The 24,398-nt window shown below is 69.4% G+C and carries 19 protein-coding genes; 12 read left to right on the top strand and 7 right to left on the bottom strand.

Features of this window, described 5'->3' with window-relative positions; genetic code table 11:
- Positions 1 to 20 precede the first annotated feature (20 nt).
- From ACIGXX_RS27145 to ACIGXX_RS27130, 4 genes are all read right to left on the bottom strand, one after another.
- On the bottom strand, positions 21 to 899 hold the full coding sequence (locus ACIGXX_RS27145; RefSeq protein ID WP_361473155.1) for an SGNH/GDSL hydrolase family protein: 879 nt from the start codon (positions 897 to 899) through the stop codon (positions 21 to 23).
- Between the two features lie 186 nt (positions 900 to 1,085).
- Entirely contained in the window at positions 1,086 to 1,571 is a 486-nt protein-coding gene (locus tag ACIGXX_RS27140; RefSeq protein WP_351163996.1) for a hypothetical protein, read from the bottom strand.
- On the bottom strand, positions 1,568 to 1,795 hold the full coding sequence (locus ACIGXX_RS27135) for a hypothetical protein (RefSeq protein WP_351163995.1): 228 nt from the start codon (positions 1,793 to 1,795) through the stop codon (positions 1,568 to 1,570). The genes ACIGXX_RS27140 and ACIGXX_RS27135 overlap by 4 nt, the downstream gene beginning before the upstream one ends.
- A 673-nt stretch (positions 1,796 to 2,468) precedes the next feature.
- A complete protein-coding gene (locus tag ACIGXX_RS27130; RefSeq protein ID WP_399979458.1) occupies positions 2,469 to 4,181 on the bottom strand; it encodes an MFS transporter in 1,713 nt (570 codons plus the stop codon).
- A 129-nt stretch (positions 4,182 to 4,310) separates the two neighbouring features.
- Between ACIGXX_RS27130 and ACIGXX_RS27125 the strand changes: the two genes are divergently transcribed.
- Complete coding sequence (locus tag ACIGXX_RS27125) at positions 4,311 to 4,949, top strand: TetR/AcrR family transcriptional regulator (RefSeq protein ID WP_351163992.1); 639 nt, start codon at positions 4,311 to 4,313, stop codon at positions 4,947 to 4,949.
- On the opposite strand, the gene ACIGXX_RS27120 is transcribed toward ACIGXX_RS27125, so the two are convergent.
- The gene (locus tag ACIGXX_RS27120; protein WP_366463994.1) at positions 4,946 to 6,358 is read right to left on the bottom strand and encodes a cation:dicarboxylate symporter family transporter; all 1,413 of its coding nucleotides are present in this window, start codon (positions 6,356 to 6,358) and stop codon (positions 4,946 to 4,948) included. The two genes, ACIGXX_RS27125 and ACIGXX_RS27120, sit on opposite strands and share 4 nt — an antisense overlap.
- Positions 6,359 to 6,539: 181 nt before the next feature.
- On the opposite strand from ACIGXX_RS27120, the gene ACIGXX_RS27115 reads away from it, so the two are divergent.
- The 6 genes from ACIGXX_RS27115 to ACIGXX_RS27090 all read left to right on the top strand — a co-directional run bounded on the left by ACIGXX_RS27115 (position 6,540) and on the right by ACIGXX_RS27090 (position 14,682).
- Complete coding sequence (locus ACIGXX_RS27115) at positions 6,540 to 8,177, top strand: sensor histidine kinase (RefSeq protein ID WP_366463982.1); 1,638 nt, start codon at positions 6,540 to 6,542, stop codon at positions 8,175 to 8,177.
- Positions 8,174 to 8,869: a response regulator gene (locus tag ACIGXX_RS27110; RefSeq protein ID WP_361473144.1), complete on the top strand. Its 696-nt coding sequence runs from the start codon at positions 8,174 to 8,176 to the stop codon at positions 8,867 to 8,869. Before ACIGXX_RS27115 ends, ACIGXX_RS27110 begins: the two co-directional genes overlap by 4 nt.
- A 210-nt stretch (positions 8,870 to 9,079) precedes the next feature.
- Positions 9,080 to 10,441 carry an extracellular solute-binding protein gene (locus tag ACIGXX_RS27105; protein WP_351163988.1) on the top strand — a complete coding sequence of 454 codons (1,362 nt, stop codon included), beginning with the start codon at positions 9,080 to 9,082 and terminating at the stop codon, positions 10,439 to 10,441.
- A 53-nt stretch (positions 10,442 to 10,494) separates the two neighbouring features.
- Entirely contained in the window at positions 10,495 to 11,451 is a 957-nt protein-coding gene (locus ACIGXX_RS27100; protein ID WP_351163987.1) for a sugar ABC transporter permease, read from the top strand.
- A gap of 60 nt (positions 11,452 to 11,511) precedes the next feature.
- Positions 11,512 to 12,339: a carbohydrate ABC transporter permease gene (locus ACIGXX_RS27095; protein WP_351164044.1), complete on the top strand. Its 828-nt coding sequence runs from the start codon at positions 11,512 to 11,514 to the stop codon at positions 12,337 to 12,339.
- An 81-nt stretch (positions 12,340 to 12,420) separates the two neighbouring features.
- Complete coding sequence (locus tag ACIGXX_RS27090; RefSeq protein WP_399979453.1) at positions 12,421 to 14,682, top strand: protein kinase; 2,262 nt, start codon at positions 12,421 to 12,423, stop codon at positions 14,680 to 14,682.
- Between the two features lie 12 nt (positions 14,683 to 14,694).
- Here ACIGXX_RS27090 and ACIGXX_RS27085 read toward each other — a convergent pair whose 3' ends face one another.
- Positions 14,695 to 15,171 carry an HIT family protein gene (locus ACIGXX_RS27085; protein WP_361473137.1) on the bottom strand — a complete coding sequence of 159 codons (477 nt, stop codon included), beginning with the start codon at positions 15,169 to 15,171 and terminating at the stop codon, positions 14,695 to 14,697.
- Positions 15,172 to 15,383: 212 nt separating this feature from the next.
- Between ACIGXX_RS27085 and ACIGXX_RS27080 the strand changes: the two genes are divergently transcribed.
- The 5 genes from ACIGXX_RS27080 to ACIGXX_RS27060 all read left to right on the top strand — a co-directional run bounded on the left by ACIGXX_RS27080 (position 15,384) and on the right by ACIGXX_RS27060 (position 23,049).
- Positions 15,384 to 16,037, top strand: a complete 654-nt coding sequence (locus ACIGXX_RS27080) for a hypothetical protein (RefSeq protein WP_351163984.1) — start codon at positions 15,384 to 15,386, stop codon at positions 16,035 to 16,037.
- Positions 16,025 to 17,056, top strand: coding sequence for a hypothetical protein (locus tag ACIGXX_RS27075; RefSeq protein WP_399979449.1), 1,032 nt, complete (start codon positions 16,025 to 16,027; stop codon positions 17,054 to 17,056). The genes ACIGXX_RS27080 and ACIGXX_RS27075 overlap by 13 nt, the downstream gene beginning before the upstream one ends.
- 49 nt (positions 17,057 to 17,105) lie before the next feature.
- Positions 17,106 to 21,593: a DUF6531 domain-containing protein gene (locus ACIGXX_RS27070; protein ID WP_399979446.1), complete on the top strand. Its 4,488-nt coding sequence runs from the start codon at positions 17,106 to 17,108 to the stop codon at positions 21,591 to 21,593.
- Positions 21,594 to 21,598: 5 nt separating this feature from the next.
- Positions 21,599 to 22,264, top strand: coding sequence for a hypothetical protein (locus ACIGXX_RS27065; protein WP_361473130.1), 666 nt, complete (start codon positions 21,599 to 21,601; stop codon positions 22,262 to 22,264).
- Positions 22,265 to 22,329: 65 nt separating this feature from the next.
- Positions 22,330 to 23,049, top strand: coding sequence for a helix-turn-helix domain-containing protein (locus ACIGXX_RS27060; RefSeq protein ID WP_399979442.1), 720 nt, complete (start codon positions 22,330 to 22,332; stop codon positions 23,047 to 23,049).
- A 64-nt stretch (positions 23,050 to 23,113) separates the two neighbouring features.
- Here the strand turns inward: ACIGXX_RS27060 and ACIGXX_RS27055 are convergent, their stop codons facing one another.
- Positions 23,114 to 24,139 (bottom strand): 6-phosphofructokinase, encoded by a 1,026-nt coding sequence (locus ACIGXX_RS27055; protein WP_351163981.1) that lies wholly within the window; start codon positions 24,137 to 24,139, stop codon positions 23,114 to 23,116.
- Positions 24,140 to 24,398: the final 259 nt, after the last annotated feature.

The following is a 24,398-nucleotide window of genomic DNA, read 5'->3' as shown; positions in this document are numbered from 1 at the left end:
GCCGTGATTCCTGACTGAGGTCAGCCGAGCTTCAAGACCCCGATGGCCTGGTCGGCCATCCCCTTCTCGCCGAGGGCGTTCGGGTGCACCGGGACGAAGTTCGTGCCGAACAGCACGGGCTCGATCCAGCGGGTGCCCAGCGGCTTGCAGGCGTCGTGCCCCTCCGAGGCGGCTGCCATGTCGACGAACGTGGCACCCGTCTCGGTGGCGGCGCGCTGCACGGCCTTGTTCAGGTGGGCCTGCAGATCCCGCAGGTAGGGAACGTCTCCGGCGGCGATCGGCATCTTGGCGAAGCAGGTGGGATCGGCCTGGGCCGGGACGATCCAGGGGTAGCCGAGTACGCCGACGCGCGCGTGCGGGGCCTTGGCCTTGACCGCTCGCAGGGCGTTCTTCAAGGCCGGGTACGTACTGGCGTCGATCTCCTTGGTGAACTTGTCCCCGTTGGCGTCCTTGCAGGGGCTGCCCTTGCCGCCGGAGAGCACGCCCGCGGAGCCGCAGGCGAGGATCGCGCTGATGAAGGTGTTGTTGTCGTTGCCGCCAATGGTCAGCGTCACGACATCGGTGTCGACGTCGACGGCGTCGAGCTGCGGGGCGACGCCGGGGTACTGCGACCCGGCGAAGTCCTTGGTCTGGGCTCCGCCGCAGGTCACGTCGGTGAGGCGGGCGCCGGTGCGCTGGGCCACGACGTGCGGGTAGTTGGCCGTCGAGCGCGCGCAGAGGAGCGGCGCGGTCAGGTCGAGGGGGAGGACGCCGGACCCGGCGCTGAAGCTGTCGCCGAGTGCGACGTAGTCGAGCGGTTCGCCGCCGGCCGCCTGGGCGGGGGCGGTCAGGCCGAGGGTGGCGGTGGCTGCGGCGGCGAGAGCGGCTGCCAGGCGCAGGGCGCGTGCGCGGATCACCATCTGGAGTCTCCTTTGAATCCGATGGGGGGTAAGTCCCGGAGAGGAGCGAACAAGCCACGGGCGCCAACAGCCGTACTGTGGGGGCGATTTGAGCAGGCTTCAGTGGCTTTCGGCGGTTCTCAGTGGTGCAACGCTGAAGTTACTGGCAGGTTTGAACAAGAGTCAACAGTTTGCGCACGCGCCCACCTAGATGGCGGAACCCTCACCCAGCACACGCCGCATCCGCCCGCAGAACTCCTCCACGGCCCCCGGCTCCGGCTCCGCGCCCTCGGCGAACATCGCCGCCTGGAGGGCGGGTCCGTAGGCGCCGCCGTGGCGATCGATGTCGGACGTACGGGCGGGCTGAACCACGAAGTGCAGGTGACCGGGTACGCGCCCGGCATGCGACCAGAGGCAGACGTAGACCTGCTCGCACCCCTCCCCAACCACCGCGCGCAGGCCGGACGTCACGCAGGCCAGCAAGGGCCCGAGCCCGGCACCCTCACCCGCACTCATCTCGTGTACGCCGGTGATGTGCCGCAACGGCTTGACGATGAGGGTGCCGACACCGAGCGGGCCGACGCAGTGCTCGACGGTCCAGTGGGGTGTGCGGAGCAGCGTGCCGCCGGGAAGAGGAACGGCGCCACCGGCAAGCCCACAGGCGACACATCCACCGCCATCCGCCGGTGTCACTTGTCCGCCCGGTACAGCCGGAGCTCGCGGTTCACGAAGAGGTGAACGTAGCCGCAGCGCCAGCAGATGAGCCCGGTCGCGGACTCGTTCGCCCATGCCAGGTTCATCAACTCCATGCCGGAGCTGTTGAGCTTGACCTCGCGGTCACGGAACAGATCCCCCTTGCAGACCTGGCAGTTGATCCACATCTCCCCGATCGCGGCACGCATCGGCTTGACCGCCATGAGCTCCGCCCCCTTCCCCGTTGCCCCCGTGTTCCGACCTTGAGGCTAACCGCCGAGGGCCCCGGGCCACGCGGGGCGGCGCACCTGCCTGGGCAAAGTCGTGTTCTGACAGACAGGGGGCGCACGCGTTGCCCAACGCGCCTTCTTGAAATTAGGTGCCGCCCCCAGCAGGCACCCGGTCAGCCGCTGACCCCGTCGACGACTGCAAGCCCCCGGGCCACCGGGCGTGCGCGACGGCAAGAAGCCCGTGACGGCCACCCCAGAAGATCCGGTCGGCAGCCGCTTGACGAGACCGGCACCGATCCCCGGGGCGACCGCGCACCACGTCCCGTGACGGCGCCCTGCGACGTACCGGTCCGCACCCGGCAGCGAGACCCCACGGCCCTGCGGGAGTGGTCGAGAGTCCCGCCCCTCGGGCCGTCCGGTCGCCTTCCCTCGCGCGGTGGAGGGACGGGTGTCAAGGGTGGAGCGCAGCGCAATCGGCGCAGCCGACGCGACGCAGGAGCGCCCTTGACTCCCGTCCCGTAACCGCCAACCTCGGGACAACCGGGCGGCCCCGGCACCGAATAGGGCCGCCGACCCGGCGAAGCCCTACCGCTACCGAGCCCTGGTCGACCTGTCCCGTCCCCACCGGCTCAGGTCACCCCCGGCTCACCCTCCTCGAACTCCCTTATCAGCGGCCCTCACCCACGTACTCAGACTCAGCCCGACCCTCCTCAGCGCCATCAACCGGCCCGTCCGCTCCCTTGCGCGCCCCCGCCCGGGCCTCAGTCCGGCGCCCCGGCAGCAACACAGCAACCACAACAGTCCCCACCCCCAGGATCACCGCACCGATCAGACTGGTGTGGGCCACCGCGCCGGAGAACGCCGAGCCCACCGCGTCCGCCATCTGGTGCGCGCCCCCGGCGAGTTCCTGCGCCTGCGCCTTGAGCTGCGCCGCCTCCTGCTGCGAGGACGCGTTCGCCGCCTTCTCGGAGAGCTCACGCGCCTGCTCGGCGATGCCCTGTGCCACGCCGTTGCCCGCGCCCACCGAGTCCTGCGCCGTGTCGAGCGCGGAGGCGGGAAGCTTGCTGCCCGCGGTCTCGTCGGCCAGCTTCGAGGAGTACGAATTCGCGAGGACCGAGCCGAGCACCGCGATGCCCAGCGAACCGCCGAGCTCCAGCGAGGTGTCGTTCACCGCGCCGCCCACGCCGAGCTCCGACTCGGGGAACGAGCCCATGATGACGTCCGTGCACGGCGAGACCGCGAAGCCGAGCGACAGGCCCAGGATGATCAGCGGTGCCACGAAGGCCCCGTACGTGGAGCCCGCCTCGATCTGCGTCAGGAGGGCGAGCGCCACCGTGCCGCCCACCATGCCCGCGACCACCATGATCTTGCCGCCGATGCGCGGCGCGAGGATGCCGGTGACCGCCGAGCCCACGAACACCGCACCGGCCAGCGGCAGCATGCGGATGCCGGTCTCCAGCGGGTCGTACGCGAGGACGAACTGGAGGTGCTGGGTCAGGTAGTAGAAGGCGCCGAACACCGCGAGGAAGAACAGCGCCACGGCGAGGTTCGAGCCCGCGAAGCCGCGCTGCGTGAACTTGCGTACGTCCAGGACCGGACGCGGGTGCTTCAGCTCCCAGATGACGAAGGCGATCAGGCCGAGCCCGGCGACGACCGCCGCGGAGATCGCCCGCACGCCCCAGCCGAAGTGCGGGCCGTCGATGATCATGAAGATCAGGGAGCCCACCCAAACCACCGAGAGCAGACCGCCCACGTAGTCGATCCGGCCGTGCTGCGCCGCCTTCGAGGGCGGTACGAGGATGAACGCGCCGATGATCGCGAGCACCGCCACCGGGATGTTGATCAGGAACGTCGAGTGCCAGCCGTTGTCACGGAGCAGCGCGCCCGCGATCAGCGGGCCCGCCGCGATCGCGATGCCGGACGTGGCCGCCCAGATGGTGATCGCCTTGGCCCGCTCGGCGCGCGGGAAGGTCGCCGCCAGCAGCGAGAGCGTCGCGGGCATGATCAGCGCCGCGCCGACGCCCATCACCGCGCGGACGACGATGACCGCCGTCGAGCTGTCGACCACGGAACCGGCGGCAGCGCCGACGGACATGATGACCAGGCCGAGCACCAGGGCGCCGCGGCGGCTGTACTTGTCGCCTATCGCGCCGAGCAGCAGCATCAGCGCGGCGTACGGGACGGTGTAGGCGTCGATGACCCACTGCAGGTCCGAGCTGGACAGACCGAGGTCCATGGTCATGTCGGGCGCGGCCACCGTCAGCGCGGTGTTCGCCATCACGGCGATCAGCAGACTCAGGCAGAGCACACCGAGGGCCCACCAGCGGCGGGCGTACGGCTGCTCCATCCGTTCGACCGGTTCCTTGATCAGCAAAGGCATCTCGATTCCACCCATCCCATCTTGCACAAGTCTGTGCAAATACACACTGCTGTGCAAGATACCCGATGTTGCACAGCAGTGTGCAAGTGGGGGGAGCGGGGGCGTCCGCGAGTGGGCAGAATGGGGGCCATGAACCCCCGTCCAGCGAGCAGCGTCCGCGCTGACGCCAACCGCCGCCGCATCCTCGACGTCGCCGTCGCCGAGCTGCTGCACGACCCCGACGCGTCCATGGACCAGATCGCGCGCGCCGCGGGCGTGGTGCGCCGGACGGTGTACGGGCACTTCCCCAGCCGCGACGCGCTGATCGAGGCGATCGTGGAGCGGGCCGTCGAGGCGGTGGAGAGCGCGCACGCCGCGGGCCGCGAGGGCATCGACGACCCCGCGGAGGCGGTGGCCGGTTCACTGCTCGCCGTCTGGGACGTCGCCGACCGCTACCGCCTGCTGCTCTCGCTCTCCCACCGGAGCGTCACGATGGGCGGCATCCGCGAACGGCTCGGCCGCGTCCACGAGTCCGGCCTGGAGACGTTCCAACGCGGCCTGGACGGCGGCACGTTCGTGTCGCCGCTGCCGACGCGGGCGCTGGGCTACGTACTCGAAGGGATTCTGTTCGCCGTGATGGAGGCCGTCAACGACGGTGTCGTACCGGCACAGAAGGCGGGCAGGTCCACCGCGATCACGTTTCTGACCGCGGCGGGCCTGCCCGCCTCACAGGCCACCGAGCTGGTGACCAGGGTCGCCGACCGCAGGGCCGCGACCGCCGACGGCTAAGCCGTCAGGGACTTCTTCTCGACGCTGTCCGGCTGCGTCGGGACGGCGTCCACCGTCTCCGGGTCCGCCGTCCCCGGGTCGCCCTTCCCGGGCTTCTCGGGCTCGGAGCCGCCCTCGTCGAGGAGCGTCTTCTCGTCGAACGGCAGGCGTCCCGCGAGGACGTCGTCGACCCGCTGCCGGTCGACCTCCTTGGTCCACGTACCGATCAGGAGGGTCGCCACCGCGTTGCCGGCGAAGTTGGTCAGGGCGCGGGCCTCGCTCATGAAGCGGTCGACGCCGATGATCAGGCCGACACCGTCCACCAGGCCCGGCTTGTGCGACTGAAGGCCACTGGCCAGGACCGCGATGCCGGAACCGGAGACACCCGCGGCGCCCTTGGACGCGATCATCATGAACAGGAGCAGCGAGATCTGCTCGCCGATGCCGAGCGGCTGGTCCATCGCCTCGGCGATGAAGAGCGACGACATGGTCAGGTAGATCATCGTGCCGTCGAGGTTGAACGAGTAGCCCGTGGGGACCGTGATGCCGACGACCGGACGGCTGACGCCCAGGTGCTCCATCTTCGCGATGAGCCGAGGCAGCGCGGACTCGGACGAGGAGGTGGACAGGATGAGGAGGAACTCGCGGCCCAGGTACTTCAGGAGCTTGAAGAGATTGACGCCGGTCACCAGGCGCAGCAGCGTGCCGAGCACGATCAGGATGAACAGCGCACAGGTGACGTAGAACCCGATCATGATCGTGGCCAGCGCCTTCAGGGCGTCCGTGCCGGTCTCGCCGACCACCGCCGCCATCGCGCCGAACGCGCCGACCGGGGCGGCCCACATGATCATGCCGAGTACGCGGAAGACAAGGCGCTGGATGTGCCCGATGCCGCGCAGGATCGGCTCTCCGGAGCGGCCCATGGCCTGCAGCGCGAAGCCCACGAGCAGCGCGACGAGCAGCGTCTGCAGCACCTCGCCCTGGGTGAAGGCGGAGACCAGCGTCTTCGGGATGATGCCGAGCGCGAAGTCGACGAGCCCCTTGTTCGCCTCTTCGGCCGCGTCGTGCCCCGCGCCCTTCTCGGAGCTGGAGATGTCCATGCCCGAGCCCGGGTGCAGGATGTTGCCGACGAGCAGGCCGATGGCGAGCGCGACGACCGACATCGCGACGAAGTAGGCGAGCGCGAGACCGCCGACCTTGCCGACCTTGGCGGCCTTACGGACCGAGCCGACGCCGAGGACGATCGTGCAGAAGATGATCGGCGAGATCATCATCTTGATCAGGTTCACGAAGCCGGTGCCGACCGGCTTGAGCTCCGTCGCGAAGTCGGGGAAGAGCAGGCCGACCCCGACACCGAGGACGACGGCGATGATGACGGCTATGTACAGGTAGTGGGTCCGGTCCCGTTTGGCTGCGGGAGCCGGTGCCACCTGGCTGTCGGTGGTGTCGGCCACGAGGGCCCTCCTTGAACGACTACGTCGGCGTTTTCGGCCAGTGCGTGCGGCTCACGTCCTGGGCAGGCGAATCTCGGGTGACTATCTCTCGCCCTGTGAGGGCGGTCACCCTTACGTTCATTTAGTTCGCACTTATACGGCGAGGCAGACTGGCAGCATGCCCCTCGCCCGCCCGCCCCGACCACGCAGCCTCGCCGGTCAGCTCTTCGCGATGCAGATCGTCCTGGTCACCGTCGTGGTGGCCGGGTGCGCGCTCTTCACCTTCCTGAGCGACCGGCAACAGGCCGAGGAGGGCGCCCGCCGGCAGGCCACGGCCGCGGCGCGGGCGGTCGCGGACTCCCCCTCGGTGCGCGAGGCCGCGCGTGGCCGAAATCCGACCCAGGCCCTCCAGCCGTACGCCACCGACGTCCGCCGGCACACCGGGGTCGACTTCGTCACGATCATGAACCCGGACGGCATCCGCTGGACGCACCCCGACGAGGACCAGATCGGCGAGCGCTTCCTCGGCCACCGGGCGGACGCCCTGCGGGGCGAGACCTTCACCGAGACGTACACGGGCACGCTCGGCCCCTCCGTGCGCGTGGTCACCCCGATCCTTGACGGCGACCGCATCACCGGCCTGGTCAGCGCGGGCATCACCATCGAGGAGATCAGCCAGAAGGCGCGCGGCCAGCTGCTCGCCCTGCTCGGTGTCGCGGCGGGCGCGCTCGCGCTCGGCGGACTGGGTACGTACGTCATCAACGCCCGCCTGCGCCGCCACACCCACGGCATGAACGCCGCCGAGCTGAGCCGCATGCACGACTACCACGAGGCGGCGCTGCACGCGGTGCGCGAGGGCCTGCTCATGCTGGACGGACAGCGGCGCATCGCGCTCATCAACGACGGAGGGCGCGAGCTGCTCGGCGTATCGGGCGGCCTGGTCGGCCGCAACGTCGCCGAGCTGGGCCTGCCCGTGCCGCTGACGGGCGCGCTGCTCGCGGCCGAGCCGCGGGTGGACGAGCTGCACCTGACGGCGGACCGGGTGGTCGTCGTCAACACCTCACCGGTGTCGAGCGGTGAGCGCCGAGGGACAGTGGTGACCTTGCGCGACCACACCGAACTCCAGGCGCTGACCGGCGAGTTGGACTCGGAGCGCGGCTTCACGCGGGCGCTGCGCTCGCAGGCCCACGAGGCGGCGAACCGCCTGCACACGGTGGTCTCCCTCATCGAGCTGGGCCGCGCCGACGAGGCGGTCGACTTCGCCACGGCCGAGCTGGAGCTTGCGCAGACCCTGACGGACCAGGTGGTCGCCGCGGTCAGCGAGCCGGTCCTCGCGGCCCTGCTCCTGGGCAAGGCGGCCCAGGCCAACGAGCACGGCGTGGAGCTCGTCGTCTCCCCCGACAGCAGCATCGACGACGGCATGCTCCCTACGGACCTGCCCGCGCGCGACCTGGTGACGGTCCTGGGCAACCTGATCGACAACGCGGTGGACGCGGCCCAGGGCTCCCCCGCGGCCCGCGTGACGGTGACGGCACGGGCCGACGGGGCCGGCCTCACGCTGCGGGTGTCGGACACCGGCCCCGGCGTCGACCCGGCCCACACCGAGTCGGTCTTCGAACGCGGCTGGTCGACGAAGGCCACGGCGGGCCGCGGCCTGGGCCTGGCCCTGGTCCACCAGACGGTGACGAAGCACGAGGGGACACTGGAGGTGCGGGATTCGCCGGACGGGGGCGCGGAGTTCGAGGTCCGCTTGGCCTCGGCCGCCCCGGCCATGGACAGACGTACCGCACCGAGGACTGACGGAGGCACCAAGTGACAGAGCCGATCCGCGTCCTGGTCGTGGAGGACGACCCCGTGGCCGCCGACGCTCACGTCCTCTACGTGAACCGGGTACCGGGCTTCCAGGCCACAGGGAAGGCACACACCGCCGCCGAAGCCAGGCGCATGCTGGACCGCACGGAGGTGGACCTGCTCCTCCTGGACCTCCACCTCCCCGACGGCCACGGCCTCCAGTTGGCCCGCACCCTGCGCGCCGCGGGCCACCGCACGGACGTCATCGCCGTCACATCGGCCCGTGACCTCGCCGTCGTACGCGAGGGCGTCTCCCTCGGCGTCGTGCAGTACGTACTGAAGCCCTTCACCTTCGCCACCCTTCGCGACCGCCTCACCCGTTACGCCGAGTTCCGCACCGCCGCGGGCGAGGCCACCGGGCAGGACGAGGTGGACCGCGCCCTGGCCACCCTGCGCGCGCCGAGCCCCGCCGCCCTGCCCAAAGGGCTCAGCGGCCCCACCCTGGAGAGGGTGACCCGCACCCTGCGCGACGCACCCCCCGAGGGCGTCACCGCGGCGGCCGCCGCCGAGGCCGTGGGCATCTCCCGCATCACCGCGCGCCGCTACCTGGAGCACCTGGTCACCACGGGCCGCGCCGCCCGCACCCCGCAGTACGGCCACGTCGGCCGCCCCGAGTACGCCTACCGCTGGCTGACCTCGGCCCCGTCGACTCCCTGAAGCCCCAAGTCCCCGGCCGGACAAGCCGATTAACACCCCGCGGCCACGCCGGTAACGCCCCGGTGCCGCCTCCAATAACAACGTTGTCACGTTGATGACAAGGGGCGACGCACGGGCATTGACCTTGCTCCGAGCCCGCCCTTACGTTCACCGGGCAGCCCCGCGTTGCGCCCTGCGTGGTAACCCAGCCGCGTCGGCCAGTAGGAGGTCGTGCCCGTGCGTCCCACCACCCCGCTGCTCCTCGCCACCGCCCTGGTCGCCACCGCCACCCTCACCGCGTGCGGCGGGGACTCCGGCGACGATCCGGACACCGTCAAGGTCTCCTTCAAGCAGTCCACGGACAACCAGGTCAAGGTCATGGACACCTTCCTGGCGGACATCAAGAAGCAGTTCGAGAAGGAGAACCCCGGCAAGAAGGTGAAGCTGGTGCCCATCAAGGCGCCGGACTCCGAGTACTACACCAAGCTCCAGCAGATGATGCGCTCCCCCAAGACCGCGCCCGACCTGGTCTACGAGGACACCTTCCTCATCAACTCGGACATCACCAGCGGGTACTTGAAGCCGCTCGACCCGTATCTGGACAAGTGGAAGGACTGGGACCAGTTCATCGGCACGTCCAAGTCGGCGGCGAAGGCGGCGGACGGCAAGACGTACGGCGTCCCGGACGGCACCGACACCCGCGGACTCTGGTTCAGCAAGGGCATCTTCAAGAAGGCCGGGCTGCCGGCCGACTGGCAGCCCAAGTCGTGGGACGACATCCTTCAGGCGGCGCGGACCATCAAGAAGAAGGTCCCGGGCGTCACCCCCATGAACGTCTACACGGGCAAGCCCGCGGGCGAGGCGGCCACCATGCAGGGCATGGAGATGCTCCTGTACGGCACGGGCCAGGACCCGATGTACGACCCGAAGTCGAAGAAGTGGGTCACCGGCAGCCAGGGCTTCAAGGACTCCCTGAAGTTCGTCGAGACCGTCTACAAGGAGAAGCTCGGCCCCGACGTCTCCGACGCCCTCGACCCGAACTTCGCCACCCGGGTGCGCGGCGAACTCCTCCCCGAGGACAAGCTCGGCATCAACCTCGACGGCTCCTGGCTGCCGCAGGACTGGGGCAAGGGCGCGGGCCACGAGTGGCCGGAGTGGTCGAAGAAGCTGGGCCTGGCCCACATGCCGACCCAGAACGGCGAGGCCCCCGGCAAGGTGAGCATGTCCGGCGGCTGGACCTGGGCGATCCCGTCCAAGGCGTCCAACCCCGACCTGGCGTTCAAGTTCATCGAGCAGATGCAGACCAAGGCCAACGCCCAGAAGTGGTACGTGGCGAACTCCGGCATCGCGGTCCGCAAGGACGTCGCCGCCGACCCCGCGTACCTCAAGGCGCAGCCCGGCCTGAAGTTCTTCACCGACCTGGTGCCCTCGACGCACTACCGCCCGGCGTACCCGGCGTACCCGAAGGTCTCCACCGCGGTGCAGGAGGCCATGGAGAAGGTCACGACGGGCGACGCGTCGGTGGCCGACGCGGCGAGCGGGTACGACGACGAGGTGAAGGCGGCGACGGACGGCGAGGTCGTCGAGAAGTGACCGCCGGCGCACGGTAGTCGTCGTCCGTACGCAAGGGAAGTGAGTGCCCCGAGGTGACCACCGCACCCCCCGCCGGGCCCGGCGACATCGCGAAGACCGCGCCGGGCCCGGGCGCCCCGCGCCCCGCCCGGCCCCCGTCCCGCCGCAAGGCGACGGGACGGGCCCTGTCCCGCGCGCTGCCCGTGTCCCCCGCCGTCGTCCTGCTGCTTCTCTTCCTCGCGGGACCGATCGGCTACTGCGCCTACATCGCCTTCACCGACCTCCAGCTCACCGGCCAGGCGGAGTCGAGCTTCGTCGGGTTCGACAACTTCCGTAAGGCCTTCGGCGACGAGGCGTTCCTCAACGCGGTCTGGCTGACGCTGGTCTTCACGGTCGTGTCCTCGCTCATCGGGCAGAACACCATCGGCCTGGCGCTCGCTTCCCTGATGCAGCGGGCGTCCAAGCCGGTCCGCACGGTCACCGGCGCGATCGTGATCACGGCGTGGGTGCTTCCCGAGGTGGTGGCGGCCTTCCTCCTGTACGCGTTCTTCCGGCGCGAGGGCACGCTCAACGCGGTCCTGGACTTCCTCCATCTGCCGTCGCAGAACTGGATGTACACGCTGCCGATCCTGGCGGTGTCGTTCGCCAACGTATGGCGCGGCACGGCGTTCTCGATGCTGGTCTACTCGGCGGCCCTGAACGAGATCCCCAAGGAGATCACCGAGGCGGCCGAGGTGGACGGCGCGGGCGGCTGGCGCCGCATGTGGCACATCACGCTCCCGATGATCCGCCGCTCCATCGGCACGAACCTGATGCTCAACACCCTCCAGACCCTCTCCGTCTTCGGCCTGATCTGGGTGATGACGCGAGGCGGCCCGGGAAACCGCAGTCAGACCCTCCCCCTGTTCATGTACGAACAGGCCTTCCAGAAGAGCATGATCGGCTACGGCACGGCGGTGGCGCTTCTGCTCCTGGTCGTCGGCTCACTCTTCTCCCTCGTCTACATGCGCCTGCTCCGCACGGAGGTCTGAGTGTCCGCCAACACGTCCGCCAACACGTCTGCCTCCCCCGTCAACTCACCTGCCCGCACCCTGCGTTCACGCCGTACGGCGCGGCGGCTCGCGGCGGACGCGGGCCTGCTCGTGGTCGCCGCCGCGTTCGTCCTGCCGCTGGCCTGGGTGATCCTGTCCTCGCTCGACACCGAGGCCGACCTCAAGGTGAAGGTCCCCGACGGCATCACCCTGGACAACTACGACGCGGTCCTGACCCCCGAGATCACCTTCACGCCCCTGCTCAACAGCCTGCTGCTGTGCGGCGGCGGCACCCTCCTGACGGTGGTCTGCGCGGCGCTCGCCGCCTACCCGCTCTCCCGCTTCACGTCCCGCCTCAACCGCCCCTTCATGCTGACGATCCTCTTCGCGACGAGCCTGCCGATCACCGCGATCATGGTCCCGGTGTACGCGCTGTTCGTCCAGGTCGACCTGATCGACACGATGCAGGGCACGATCTTCTTCTTCGCCGCGTCCCAACTGCCTTTCGCCATCTGGCTGATGAAGAACTTCATGGACGGCGTGCCCAAGGAGCTTGAGGAGGCGGCGTGGACGGACGGCGCGTCGTCGTTCCAGTCCCTGCTGCGGATCGTGCTCCCCCTGATGGGCCCGGGGGTGTCCGTGGTGACGGTCTTCTCCTTCGTGATGATGTGGGGGAACTTCTTCGTCCCCTTCATGCTCCTGCTCACGCCGGAGCAGATGCCCGCATCGGTGAGCATCAATGACTTCTTCGGCAACAAGGGCACGGTCGTCTACGGCCAGTTGGCGGCGTTCTCGATCATCTACTCGACGCCGGTGATCCTCCTGTACGTCCTGATCTCCCGGAAGCTGGGCGGGGGGTTCGCGCTGGGGGGTGCGGTGAAGGGCTGACCCGCCCGAGGACTGACCTGACCCGCCCCGCTCCGGCTGCCCGGCCCGCTGGCTAGGATCACCGGGTCAAAGGGAGGGCACATGCGGGGGCGTCTGCTGAACGGCCGGTACGAACTGATCGAGCGGATCGGTGCGGGCGGCATGGGCGAGGTGTGGCGTGCCCGCGACCGGAGCCTGGGCCGCGAGGTGGCGGTCAAGCTCTTCGTGCCCGCGGCATCGGCGGACGAGGCCGAGCTGGAGCAGCTCCTGGCCCGCTTCCGGCAGGAGGCCCGCGCCGCCGCTTCGCTGGACAGCCCGTACATCGTCGCCGTCCACGACCACGGCTCGGACGACGGCACCCCGTACCTGGTGATGGCCCTGGTGCAGGGGCGCTCGCTGGACCAGGTGCTGCGCGAGAGCGTCCGGGTGCCGGTGGCGGACGCGCTGCGCTGGGCGGCGGACGTCTGCCGCGCCCTGGACACGGCGCACTCGGCGGGCGTCGTGCACCGCGACATCAAGCCTGGCAACGTGATGATCGCGCAGGACGGCTCCGCCAAGGTCGTCGACTTCGGCATCGCGACGTTCATGGAGCGCGCCGCGGGCGACGCCCGGCTCACGCAGACCGGGCAGCTGCCGTTCGGCAGCGTGCCATATCTGGCGCCGGAACGGTTCCGCCAGGAGGCGGGCGACGGACGCACCGACCTGTACGCGCTGGGCTGCGTGCTCTACGAACTCCTCGTCGGCAGGCCACCGTTCACCGGCACGGCGGTCGGCGTCATGTACAACCACGTCAACGACGCACCGCTGCGGCCCTCGCGGGCGCGGGCCGAGGTGACGGCCCCGGTGGAGCGCCTCGTGCTCGCCCTCCTGGCCAAGGAACCCGCCGACCGTCCCGCGGACGCCGCGACGGCGCTCGAACGGATTGTGGCGGCGGCGCGGTCGCTGCCGCCGGCCGGGGAGGAGCCGGCCCCCACCTCGTCCCCGTACGACACCACTGCACCGGCACCGGCATCCACCCCGGCCCCGGACGTGCACGACTCCATCCCCTCCGGAGCCGCCCCGTCCTCCCCGGCCTCCCCGGCCTCCCCCGTCGAGGACGCCCGCCCCCGCCCGCCGGCCGTCCGCAAGGAACCCACAGCTCCGGACGCACCGGGTCCCCGTGGCCGCCGCTCTCGGGGACGCCTGCTGATCCCCGCCGCCCTCGTCCTGGCGGTCGGCATCCCGACCGGACTGGGCATACGTTCGCTGGCCGCGCCCGACACCACGTCCACGTCCGCGTCCGGCGCCGACGGAGCGTCGGCGGTCCACACGATCGGCGTCGCCCACAGCTACACCCACGTCGGTGCCGATCGCTCGGACGGCGCCGCGGACACGTACGAGAAGTCGGAGTACCGGCAGTTCACCATCCAGCAGAAGCGCACCGTCGAGTCCGCCTTCGCCGAGACGCTCGGCGCCAAGAGCGGCAGCCGCTTCCGCGTGGTCCCCGTCTCCGCCGACCCGGACACGACCTCCCGCAAGCTCCTTGCCGAGCACCCGGACATGCTCGCCGTCATCGGCGACACGAACGACTTCTCCTGGGTGCACGACACCGACGAGGCGTTCCTGCCGGAGATCAGCACGTGCTCCGAAGTCGCCCACGCCGAGGGGGCGTTCGCGATCCCGGCCGACGAGGCGCGGCAGGGCGAGGCGATGGCCGACTACCTCCTGACCCGGACGAAGGCCCGCCGGGTCCTGGTGGCCGAGGACAAGATCTGGACGGACCGCGAGGACGGCATCGGCACCGCGCTGCGCCGGGCGGGCGTGCAGGCCGAGGCGCTGGACACCGGGCCGGACGAGGTGAAGGCCTCACAGATCCCGGCGCTGGTCGACAAGGCGCGGGCGGACGCGGTCGTCGTGCCCTCCGGGTCGTACGTCGGCGTGTGGGCCAAGAAGCTCAGGGCGGACGGCTTCACCGGCCCCGTCCTGACGCAGAGCGCCCCCGAGGGCCCCTGCGAGGACTCGGCGGAACGGGCGGCAACCGAGAAGGCGGACAAAACCATCCCCGACGGCGTCCTGCGCACCCGCAACTACTCCGGTGAACCCGACGAGAACCTCGCCGCGCGCGGCAACCAGGAGCTGTACGACGGCGCCCTGGCCCTGGCCACCGCACTCAAGAAGCTCCCGGCCGAGGGCTCGGCGACATCACTACGACACACCCTGGACCGCGAGATCCAGGGCGTCTCCGTGAACGGTGTCCTGGACGAGGTCTCCTTCGAGAAACGCCGCTCGGCGCGCCAGCGCCCGGTGTGGTTCGACCGCCGACAGGACAACACCTGGACCGAAATCGGCAAGGTGGACAAGAAATTCGCACCCACCCGCCAGTAGCGGCGCCGAGCGCTACGCCGACGCGATGGCGTCCCGGAGCCGCGCGGCCATCCCTGCCATGGCGTCGGGCGCCACGTCCAGCACGCCGTTCTCGGACATCAGGACGTGGAACTGCTGCTCCTCGTACGGCACCCCGGGCGGCAGGGCGGCGACGTGCCAATGGAGATGACTGTTCCCGTCCTGGCTCCCCAGGGAGTAGAGATAGGTCCGCTCGGCACCGAGCACGTCCTCGACGGCGCGGGCGACGGTCCGCACGAAGAGCATGAGCCGCGTGTAGTCGGCCTCGTCCAACTCGCGGACGACGTGCTCGACGTGCGCCTTGGGCGCGACGAGGACCTTCCCGGGCAGGGTGGGCCACCGGTCGAGAAAGGCGATGTGGTGTTCGTCCTCGTGGACGACGTGATGCGCGTAGCCGGGGTCCCCGGCGAGGAACGCGCAGACGAAACAGGGCCCGTTCCGCGCCCGCTCCATGTATGCCTCAAGATCCATGGCGTGCCGCCTCGTCCCCATGCGAACTCCTCGTCTTTGATCTCACCGAACGCAAAGCGGTGCGGGGGCGCTGTGAGGGAAAGCATCGCCCGGATTCACCGGGATAGGCCCCTACCGCCCCATTACTGATCACATATCTCTCTGGTGCCACCGATCGGTGCCCACTAGCGTGCTTAGCTCGCGCTAACTCTCACCCTCACCAGGAGCCGTCAGTGAACCGCCCTCTCCGTCTAGCGACGTCCGCACTGGCCGTATCCGCGGCTCTGCTGCTCTCTTCCTGCGGAAGCAGCGACGACGGGTCGAAGGACAGCGACAAGATCGCTGGAGCGGAGAACGGAGGCGAGGAGAAGTCGCCGTCGCCCAGCGCACCGGACTCGGAGGCCGTCGAGCGCCCGAAGGTCGACCTGCCCGCAGACCTGACGTACACCTTCGACTGGCCGAAGACGGGCAAGAAGGCCGACGACGCGATCCTGGCCGACAGCGAGCAGTCCATCAAGGCAGTCGACATGGCCATCGCCGAGCAGGACCCGGCCAACAAGGCATACCGCTTCTACTACGAAGGGGAAGCCGCCGCTCAGACGCAGAAGTTCATCCAGGCCTACGTCGACGCGAAGGCGCGCACCACCGGCGCCTACCGCTACTACAACCCGGAAGTGAGCGGCGACGGCGGCTCCGCCTCCCTCGTCTACTGCGAGGACCAGAGCAAGGCTTACGACAAGTACCTCAAGAAGGACAAGGTCAAGAAGACCCCCGCAACGAAGAACAGCTACGTTCTCTACGCCGCCAAGCTGCAAAAGAACGACGCGGGCGTCTGGGTGACCACGCAGATCAATTCGACTCGGGGGAGCGCCAAGTGCCAGCCGTAAATATCCGTTTGAGAACAGCGACTCTCGCCGCCTTCGGCTGCGTACTCCTTTCCACCGTCCCGGCAGCGGCTGACAACGAGATCGGAGGCGGAGCCCAGGACCCTCAGGCCTCCGGCAATGCCGAGGACGACGGAACGGTGTCCGCCACCGCGTCCGGCGGCATCGTCTACGACCGCTCCAAGAACGGCACCGGCGCCAAGACCGGTGCCGTGACCCCGCCCGCCGACTGGACCCCGCCCGCCTGCTGGTACTCCCCCACGTACTCCCCCGCGGAGTTCAAGAAGTACGTCGAGCCGATCTGGCAGGCCGAGTCGACCGGCCCTCAGTGGGACTTGGAGCAGAGGAAGCGGTACGTGGACGGCGAGCCCTACAAGAACTTCAACCTGGACAAGGCCGGCAAGGGCTACTGGTGGACGTCCTTCCCCAACAAGAGCTATCCGCCCGGCTGGGACGGCTGCGACGAGCCCACCTTCTGGGTCGACGAGGGCGACCCGCCCCCGGCCGACATCCCCGAAGCGATCACTCCGGAGATGCTCTCCAAACTCGCGTACGCAGAGATCCGCGTACCCGGCACCGAGGTGACCCTCGCCCCGGAAGGTGAGACGAAGGTCAATCTGCCCACCTGGGCCTGGCTGGACGAGACGGAGTTCAAGCCGGTGTCGGTGACGGCCTCCGTCCCGATGCTCGACATCGAGGCGACGACCACCGCCGAGCCGGTCTCCCTGAAGATCGACCCGGGTACGAAGGACGCCGAGACCTACCCCGCCTCCGGCGCCTGCCCCATCAGGAACGGCAAGATCGGCGAACCGTACGCCAAGGGCAAGTCCAAGCAGGACCCGTCCTGCGGGGTGAAGTACCTCCGCTCATCGGGAGACGGCTCGTATCCGCTCAAGGCGACCGTCACCTGGAAGATCAGTTGGACCGGCACCGGTGTGAACGAACCGAAGGGCCTGCCTGACGGCGAGTTCGGTGCGGAGCAAGAGGTCGTCGTCGGGGAGATCCAGGCCATCAACCGGTAGTCGACGGCACACGTAAAACGGGGGAAGCGCTATGGCAGGGAATCGTCCGGTGGATTGGCATGTCCTGGACCTGGACAAGGACCCGACGCCCGGTGATCCGGACCGGGTTCGGGGTCTGGCCAAGAACCTGCACGACTTCGCCGACGATGTCTCGAAGGTGTTGCGGGACATCAAGGGGATGGCGGGCGAGGACGCGATCCTGCAGTGGGCGGGCAAGACCGCGGACGCGTTCACGGAGCAGTTCGAGGACGCTCCGGGCAAGCTGAAGAAGCTCAAGAAGAGCTACGAGATGGCGGGCGACGCGCTGTCCGCGTACTGGCCGGAGCTGGAGCGCGCCCAGAGCTTGGCGGGCAAGGCGCTGGTCAAGGGCCGCGAGGCGCGGGCCGACCTGAACAGCGCCAAGTCCCGGCTGTCCACGGCGGATTCCTGGGTGGAGCGGGCGGGCAAGGAAGCCGACAAGTACAAGGACGACAAGGCTTCGGGCGGCGGCAAGGACGTGCCCGAGCCCGACCCGGACAAGGTGCGGGCCGCCACCCGCAATGCCACCTCCGCGGAGAAGGCGCAGAGCACCGCTCAGGGGGACGTCAGTTCCGCGCAGAGCGCGCTGGACGCGGCGAAGAAGATGGCCGAGGACGCGCGCAAGATGCGCGAGGAGGCCGCGGGCACGGCCAAGCGGAAGATCGACGAGGCGTCCGACGCGGGCATCCAGAACCGCAAGTGGTGGGAGGAGATCGGCGACTGGGTCTCCGACAACTGGGACACCATCGTCGAGGTCTGCAAGGTCATCGTCGCGGTGGTGGGCATCATCGCGATGATCGTGGGCGGACCCATTCTCGCCATCATCGTCGTCGTGGCCGCCGTCATCGTGCTGGCCGACACCCTCAACAAATACAGAAAAGGCCAAGCAGGCCTGCTCGACGTGGCGTTCGCGGCGCTGGACTGTGTTCCTGGCATGAAGGGCCTGACCACGGTCGCCAAACTCGGCAAGGGTCTGAAGGGCCTCAAAGGTGGCCTCAAGGGCCTGAAGAGCGCCCGCAGCATGCTTGGCCGGGGCAAGGACGCTTTCGCGCGCAGTGCCAAAGCCGTCTGGAAGAAGCTGACCGACCCCGTCGACCTCGCCTCAGGACAGATGTTCCTGCCTCAGACGGACATCGAACTGCCCGGCATCCTGCCGCTGGCCTTCCGTCGTCGCGTCGCCTCCGACTACCGCACCGGCTGGTGGTTCGGACCTACCTGGTCCTCCACCATCGATCAGCGTCTCGAAGTCGACGACGAGGGGGTCGTGTTCGTCTCCGAAGACGGTCTGCTGCTTGCCTATCCGCACGCCGACGGGCCCCAGACCGCGACGCTGCCAGCGGTCGGTCCCCACTGGCCCCTCGTCCGTCTGGACAACGGCAGCTATCGCATCGATGACCCTCTCACCGGACAGAGCCGCCACTTCGGCATTCCGGACGAGGGCCTGGCCCTCTTGGAGCGCATAACCGACCGCAACGACAACGCCATTGACTTCGACTACGACAGCGACGGTACGCCGCTCGCGATCCGGCACTCCTGCGGCTACCACCTCAAACTGGTGGTCGAGAGGGAACGTGTCACGGGGCTGCTCCTTGCGGGAGGCGCCAGGGACGGTTCGGACGTCACGATCAAGCAGTACGGATACACCGACGGGAACCTCACGGAGGTCAGCAACTCCGACGGTCTGTCGCTGAAGTTCACGTACGACGATCGCCTGCGCGCCACCTCCTGGACCGACAGCAATCACAGCCGCTACGCGTACACCTACGACGACCAGGACCGCTGCATAGCCGAAGGCGGCGAGGCCGGACACATCGCCCTGACCCTCGACTACGACGGGACGGACGACGCCTGGCCCGACTGCCGCATCACCACCCTGACCACCTCCGAAGGCGCCGTATCCCGCTTCGTCATCAACGAGCGGTGCCAGGTCGTCGCGGAGATCGACGCGATCGGCTCCGTGACTCGGAGCACGTACGACGACCATCACCACCTCGTGTCGTGGACCGACCCCTTCGGGAACACCACCGAGTTCACCAACAACGCGTACGGCAAGCCCGTCACGGTCAGCCGTCCCGACGGCACCGAAGCCGACACCGAGTACAACGAAATCGGCCTGCCGGTACGGGTGGTGACGACGGACGGCGCCGTGTGGCGGCACTCGTACGACGAGCGGGGCAACCGTACTGCGCTCACAGGACCCGACGGCGCGACGACCCGCTTCACCTACGACACCGCAGGGCGGCCGCTGGGGGTCACCGACCCGCTGGGCGCCACCACACAGGTGCGGTGCAATGCCGCCGGGCTCCCCGTCGAGATCGTGAGCGCGCTCGGTGAACGGACCACGCGCTCCTACGACGCGTTCGGGCGCCTCGCCGAGGTCACCGATCCGGCCGGAGCAACGACTCGGATGTGGTGGTCCGTCGAGGGCAAGATCACCCGCGTGCTCGGGCCCGACGGGGCAGAAGAAGCGTGGGAGTACGACGGCGAGGGCAATTGCATCCGCCACACGAACGCCGCCGGCGCCATCACGACCTACGAGTACACGCACTTCGACCTGGTCAGCGCGCGCACAGGCCCCGACGGCGCCCGCTACGAGTTCGGCCACGACGCCTCGCTGCGGCTCACCCAAGTCACCAACCCTCATGGCCGGAACTGGAATTACGAGTACGACGCCGCCGGACATCTGCTGGCCGAGTGCGACTTCGACGGTCGACGTACCCGGTATACCCGCGATGCCATGGGGCGCCTCCTGGAACGCAGGAACCCGCAGGGCCAGACCGTCCGCTTCACCTATGACGCCCTGGGACGGCCGGTCACGAAGGACGTCGGCGACCGGCGGACCACCTTCACCTACGACCCAGCGGGCAGGCTGGTAGGCGGTGCCGGACCGGACTCCGTGCTGACCTGGGAGCGAGACCCTCGCGGGCGGGTGCTCGCCGAGCGGTCGGACGGCCGGACGCTGGCCTTCGCCTACGACGCCATGGGCCGGCGTACGCGGCGCACCACTCCCACGGGCGCGCGGGCCCGCTACGCCTACGACGCGGTGGGGCGGGCAACCCATCTGGACACCTCAGGACACCTCCTGTCCTTCGCTTACGCCGCGAACGGCCAAGAGACAGAGCGACTCGTGGATGATTCGCTCGCGGTCGCTCAGACCTGGGACCCGGTCGGCCGCCCTGTCGAGCAGACGGTGACCGTCGGAGGCGCGGCCGTCCAACGCCGGGCCTACGACTATCGCCCCGACAGCATCGTCTCCGGCATAGACGATCCGCTGCTGGGCGAGGTCACCATGGGACTCGACCCGGTGGGCCGGATCACCGCCGTCAGCGGCCACGACTGGACCGAGCGCTACGCCTACGACGAAGCCGGGCAGCTGACGAGTGCGCAGTGGCCCGAGCATCATCCGGGACAGGATGCCCGGGGCGAGCGGGAGTTCAGCGGTATACGGCTGGCTCGCGCGGGGACGGTGCGCTATGAGTACGACGAGGCAGGGCGTGTCGTCGTACGCCGGAAGACGCGGCTGTCCCGGAAGCCGGACGTCTGGCGTTATACGTGGGACGGCGAGGACCGCCTGACGTCCCTGACAACTCCGGACGGGACCATCTGGAAGTATCTGTACGACCCGCTGGGACGGCGGACCGCGAAGCTGCGCATGGCGCCCGACGGGGCGACGGTCTTGGAGCGGACCGACTTCACGTGGGACGGGCCGCAGCTCACCGAGCAGACCACAGCGTCCCCTGACATGCCCCATACCGTCACGCTGACCTGGGACTACGACGGCCTCCGGGCCATCGCCCAGACGGAGCGCCTCATCGACGAGGCCGCTCAGGAGGAGATCGACTCCCGGTTCTTCGCCATCGTCACGGATCTCGTCGGCACCCCGACCGAACTCATCGGTGAAGACGGCCACATCGCCTGGCGCGCCCGGCGGACCGTCTGGGGCCTCACCAGCTGGCCCGAGCGCAGCGCCGCGTACACACCGCTGCGCTTCCCCGGTCAGTATCACGACCCGGAATCGGGACTGCACTACAACTTCCAACGTCACTACGACCCCGAGTCCGCCCGCTACACCACGCTCGACCCGCTGGGCCTGGAGCCAGCACCCGATCCCTACGGATACGTCACCAATCCGTTCCGTCAGATCGACCCCTATGGGCTCTCCGGCTACGACGACAACGTGGTTCTCTACCACGGCTCGCAGAACTGGCATGGCGACGCGTTCTCATTGCCGACGTCGATATCGGACACCCGGCGGTACACACCTGACGCGGGCGTCTATCTGACGGACGACTTCATGCGGGCCGCCAACCAGTACGCTGGGCCCGGCGGACACGTGGTGCGCACGGAAGTTCCCCGGGCAGACGCCGCTCGCTGGCTGCGCACCCACGAAGGGCCTGCTGGTAACCAACCGGAATACTTCGTGAACACGCCTGAAGACGTCGCCCTCCTGAACGCCGGGTCACCACGAGTACTGCCGTTCAACGAGGCATTCATGCAGAACGTGGCCGGGACCTTCTAGGAGACGTGGATCAATTGAGCATGCCGGAATGGAACATCTCGGAAGAGGTTCTCGGCCGTGCGGTCTTCGCACCGCTCGGCGGCATCATCGAGATCGGTGCGGTCGCCGCGACGGAGACATGGTCGCTGCGGGACGCCTCTGTCGGCGGGTTCGTGGCTGCGCGGCAGCACGATGTGGCGCGGGTCCTCGAAGTGGTCAGGGAAGCCGGGGACTTCGGGGACGCGACCATGGAGATCCTCGACGGTCTCGGCTACCTGCGTGAGCATCCGGTGAGCGCACCGTCCTTGCTGATGTGGTCCTCTGTGTACGAGGACGTGTCACCCCGACTCGAGGAGCCGGACTCGGTGCGGCGCATGAGCCACGTGGGTGCCGATCTGCAGCTGACGCGGTTCCTTCAGGCTCTGGTCAATGCGGCCATCGCGCGCGGGCCAGAGGTCGAGCGGGGGGCCGCCCTCATCGCCGAGGCGCTGCGGATCGCCGCAGAGCTGGTCTCCGGGACGTCGGACGACACCGTCGGCAGCACACCCGCGACCGTCCTGAGGATGTGGCGCGTCGCCTTCCTCGCGGATCTGTTGCTGCCCAATTCGCCGGCGCGGCCCGACGCCCGGTCACTCTTCCGGGAGTACGGGCATGCACTGGACGCCCTGCTGGGTACCCACGGCCTCCCGTAGCTTCGCACCAATCCGCAACCTCGTATGAACACACCGTAGTCGCCAGACCCCCGCGCCCATACCGTGTGCCCGTGCAACCGAGCCGACCGCCGCACCAGCCCACACCCCCGTTCAACTTTCCCGCCGCCCGGCGCCTTCGCGAGGCGCTCGGGATGGCGCACGGGCACGTCGCCTACGGAATGCGGGCGAGCTACGGGCTCACCTACATCACCCCGGAGACCATCGCCGCCTGGGAACGAGGGCTCGCCTCGCCCACCTCCGCCGAACTCACCGCCCTCGCGGGAACCCTGTGGTGCTCACCGGGAGAGCTCATGGGCGCCGCGACCACCCTGCGCGAGCACCGGCTCGCCCGCGGGCTCGCGCCCGAGGACGTGGCCCGGGGCTCCGGCGTCGAGATCCAGGCGTATCTGCACATGGAGGAGACCAACACCTGGCGCGGCAACGAGCGGCAGTCCGCCGCCCTCGCCGAGGTGCTGCAGCTCCCCCTGCCCGACTTCATCGGCATCACCGGGCGCGCCGACGACCTCGCCGAACTGCTGCGCAGCGCCGTGACCAGCCGCTGGCAGGGATACGTCCGGCCGGTCAGCAAGATGCTGCCCGTGCCGAAGCGGCATCTCGAAGACGTGCTCCAGCAGCTGCACGCCGACTACCAGTCCCGGATGGTGCGGACGCTCAGCTGGGGCGGCGGCGCCGGGGCCGACGCCTCGGGAAGTGCCGGGAAGGACTTCCTGGACAAGATCCTGGAGCACTTCTGGGCGCAGGTCCGCGGCGCGGCAGGGGGCTGACGCCGCGCCGCCCGCGCGACGGCTGGAAGCGTGACGGCTAGAAGCGTGGCTGGAAGCGCGCCGGCTAGAAGACCGACTCCGCCTCGTCCATCCGGTCCTTCGGCACCGTCTTCAGCTCGGTGACCGCCTCCGCGAGCGGCACCATCGTGATGTCCGTGCCCCGCAGCGCCGTCATGCGGCCGAATTCCTCGCGGTGCGCCGCCTCCACCGCGTGCCAGCCGAAGCGGGTGGCCAGGACGCGGTCGTACGCCGTGGGGGTGCCGCCGCGCTGGACGTGCCCCAGGATGACCGGCTTGGCCTCCTTGCCGAGGCGGGTCTCCAGCTCGTACGCGAGTGCCGTGCCGATGCCCTGGAAGCGCTCGTGGCCGAACTGGTCGATCGCGCCGACGCCGTAGTTCATGGTGCCTTCCTGCGGGTGCGCACCCTCGGCCACGCAGATCACCGCGAACTTCTTGCCGCGCGAGAACCGCTCCTCGACCAGCTTGACCAGGTCGGCCGGGTCGAAGGGGCGCTCGGGGAGGCAGATGCCGTGGGCGCCGCCCGCCATGCCGGACTCCAGGGCGATCCAGCCCGCGTGGCGGCCCATGACCTCGACCACCATCACGCGCTGGTGCGACTCGGCCGTCGTCTTCAGGCGGTCCATCGCCTCCGTGGCGACCCCCACCGCCGTGTCGAAGCCGAAGGTGCGGTCGGTCGACGAGATGTCGTTGTCGATCGTCTTGGGGACGCCGACCACCGACAGGCCCGCGTCCGACAGCATCTTCGCGGCCGTGAGCGTGCCCTCGCCGCCGATGGGGATCAGGACGTCGAAGCCGATCTCCTTGGCGAGCGCGGGCGCGTCCTCGCAGGCCGCGCGGAAGCGGTCGCGCTCCAGGCGCGAGGAGCCGAGAATCGTTCCGCCGCGGGCCAGGATGCCGCTGACCTCGTTCAGGCCGAGGGAGCGGTAGCGGCCGTCGAGCAGGCCGGCGTACCCGTCCTCGAAGCCGATGACCTCGTCGCCGTAGTGCGTGACGGCTCGGTGCACGACCGACCGGATCACTGCGTTGAGGCCTGGGCAGTCGCCGCCTGCGGTGAGAATTCCGATGCGCATCGTGCTGTGTCTCCTGCTCGCTGTTGATGCGTGTGAGCCGGTCTGATTGTTCCATGGCCGCGCGGGGGCCGCCGCGCACCCGAAGCAGTCACGCGTCACGGCTGCGCCGCCCGATCCTGGGGAGGAGGCCTTTGGGCCCCTCGACGAGGCCCTTCGTCCGGCGGGCGACCTAGCCAGCCGCAGAGGTATTGTCAAGAGGGCACGGCAACCATATCGGGTCATTTGTCCGGCCCTGAGTGAGCTTGCCCGGTCCGACCCG

This window comes from Streptomyces sp. NPDC055243 (assembly GCF_044544025.1).
Lineage (GTDB): Bacteria > Actinomycetota > Actinomycetes > Streptomycetales > Streptomycetaceae > Streptomyces.
Note: the sequence above shows the minus strand (reverse complement) of the source record. Positions and strands in the feature narration are given on the sequence as shown.

Excerpts from the sequence above, each read along its gene's own strand:
- ACIGXX_RS27145 (WP_361473155.1), bottom strand. The coding sequence starts at position 899 with ATGGTGATCCGCGCACGCGCCCTGCGCCTGGCAGCCGCTCTCGCCGCC.
- ACIGXX_RS27135 (WP_351163995.1), bottom strand. The coding sequence starts at position 1,795 with ATGGCGGTCAAGCCGATGCGTGCCGCGATCGGGGAGATGTGGATCAAC.
- ACIGXX_RS27130 (WP_399979458.1), bottom strand. The coding sequence starts at position 4,181 with ATGCCTTTGCTGATCAAGGAACCGGTCGAACGGATGGAGCAGCCGTAC.
- ACIGXX_RS27125 (WP_351163992.1), top strand. The coding sequence starts at position 4,311 with ATGAACCCCCGTCCAGCGAGCAGCGTCCGCGCTGACGCCAACCGCCGC.
- ACIGXX_RS27115 (WP_366463982.1), top strand. The coding sequence starts at position 6,540 with ATGCCCCTCGCCCGCCCGCCCCGACCACGCAGCCTCGCCGGTCAGCTC.
- ACIGXX_RS27090 (WP_399979453.1), top strand. The coding sequence starts at position 12,421 with ATGCGGGGGCGTCTGCTGAACGGCCGGTACGAACTGATCGAGCGGATC.
- ACIGXX_RS27085 (WP_361473137.1), bottom strand. The coding sequence starts at position 15,171 with ATGGATCTTGAGGCATACATGGAGCGGGCGCGGAACGGGCCCTGTTTC.
- ACIGXX_RS27055 (WP_351163981.1), bottom strand. The coding sequence starts at position 24,139 with ATGCGCATCGGAATTCTCACCGCAGGCGGCGACTGCCCAGGCCTCAAC.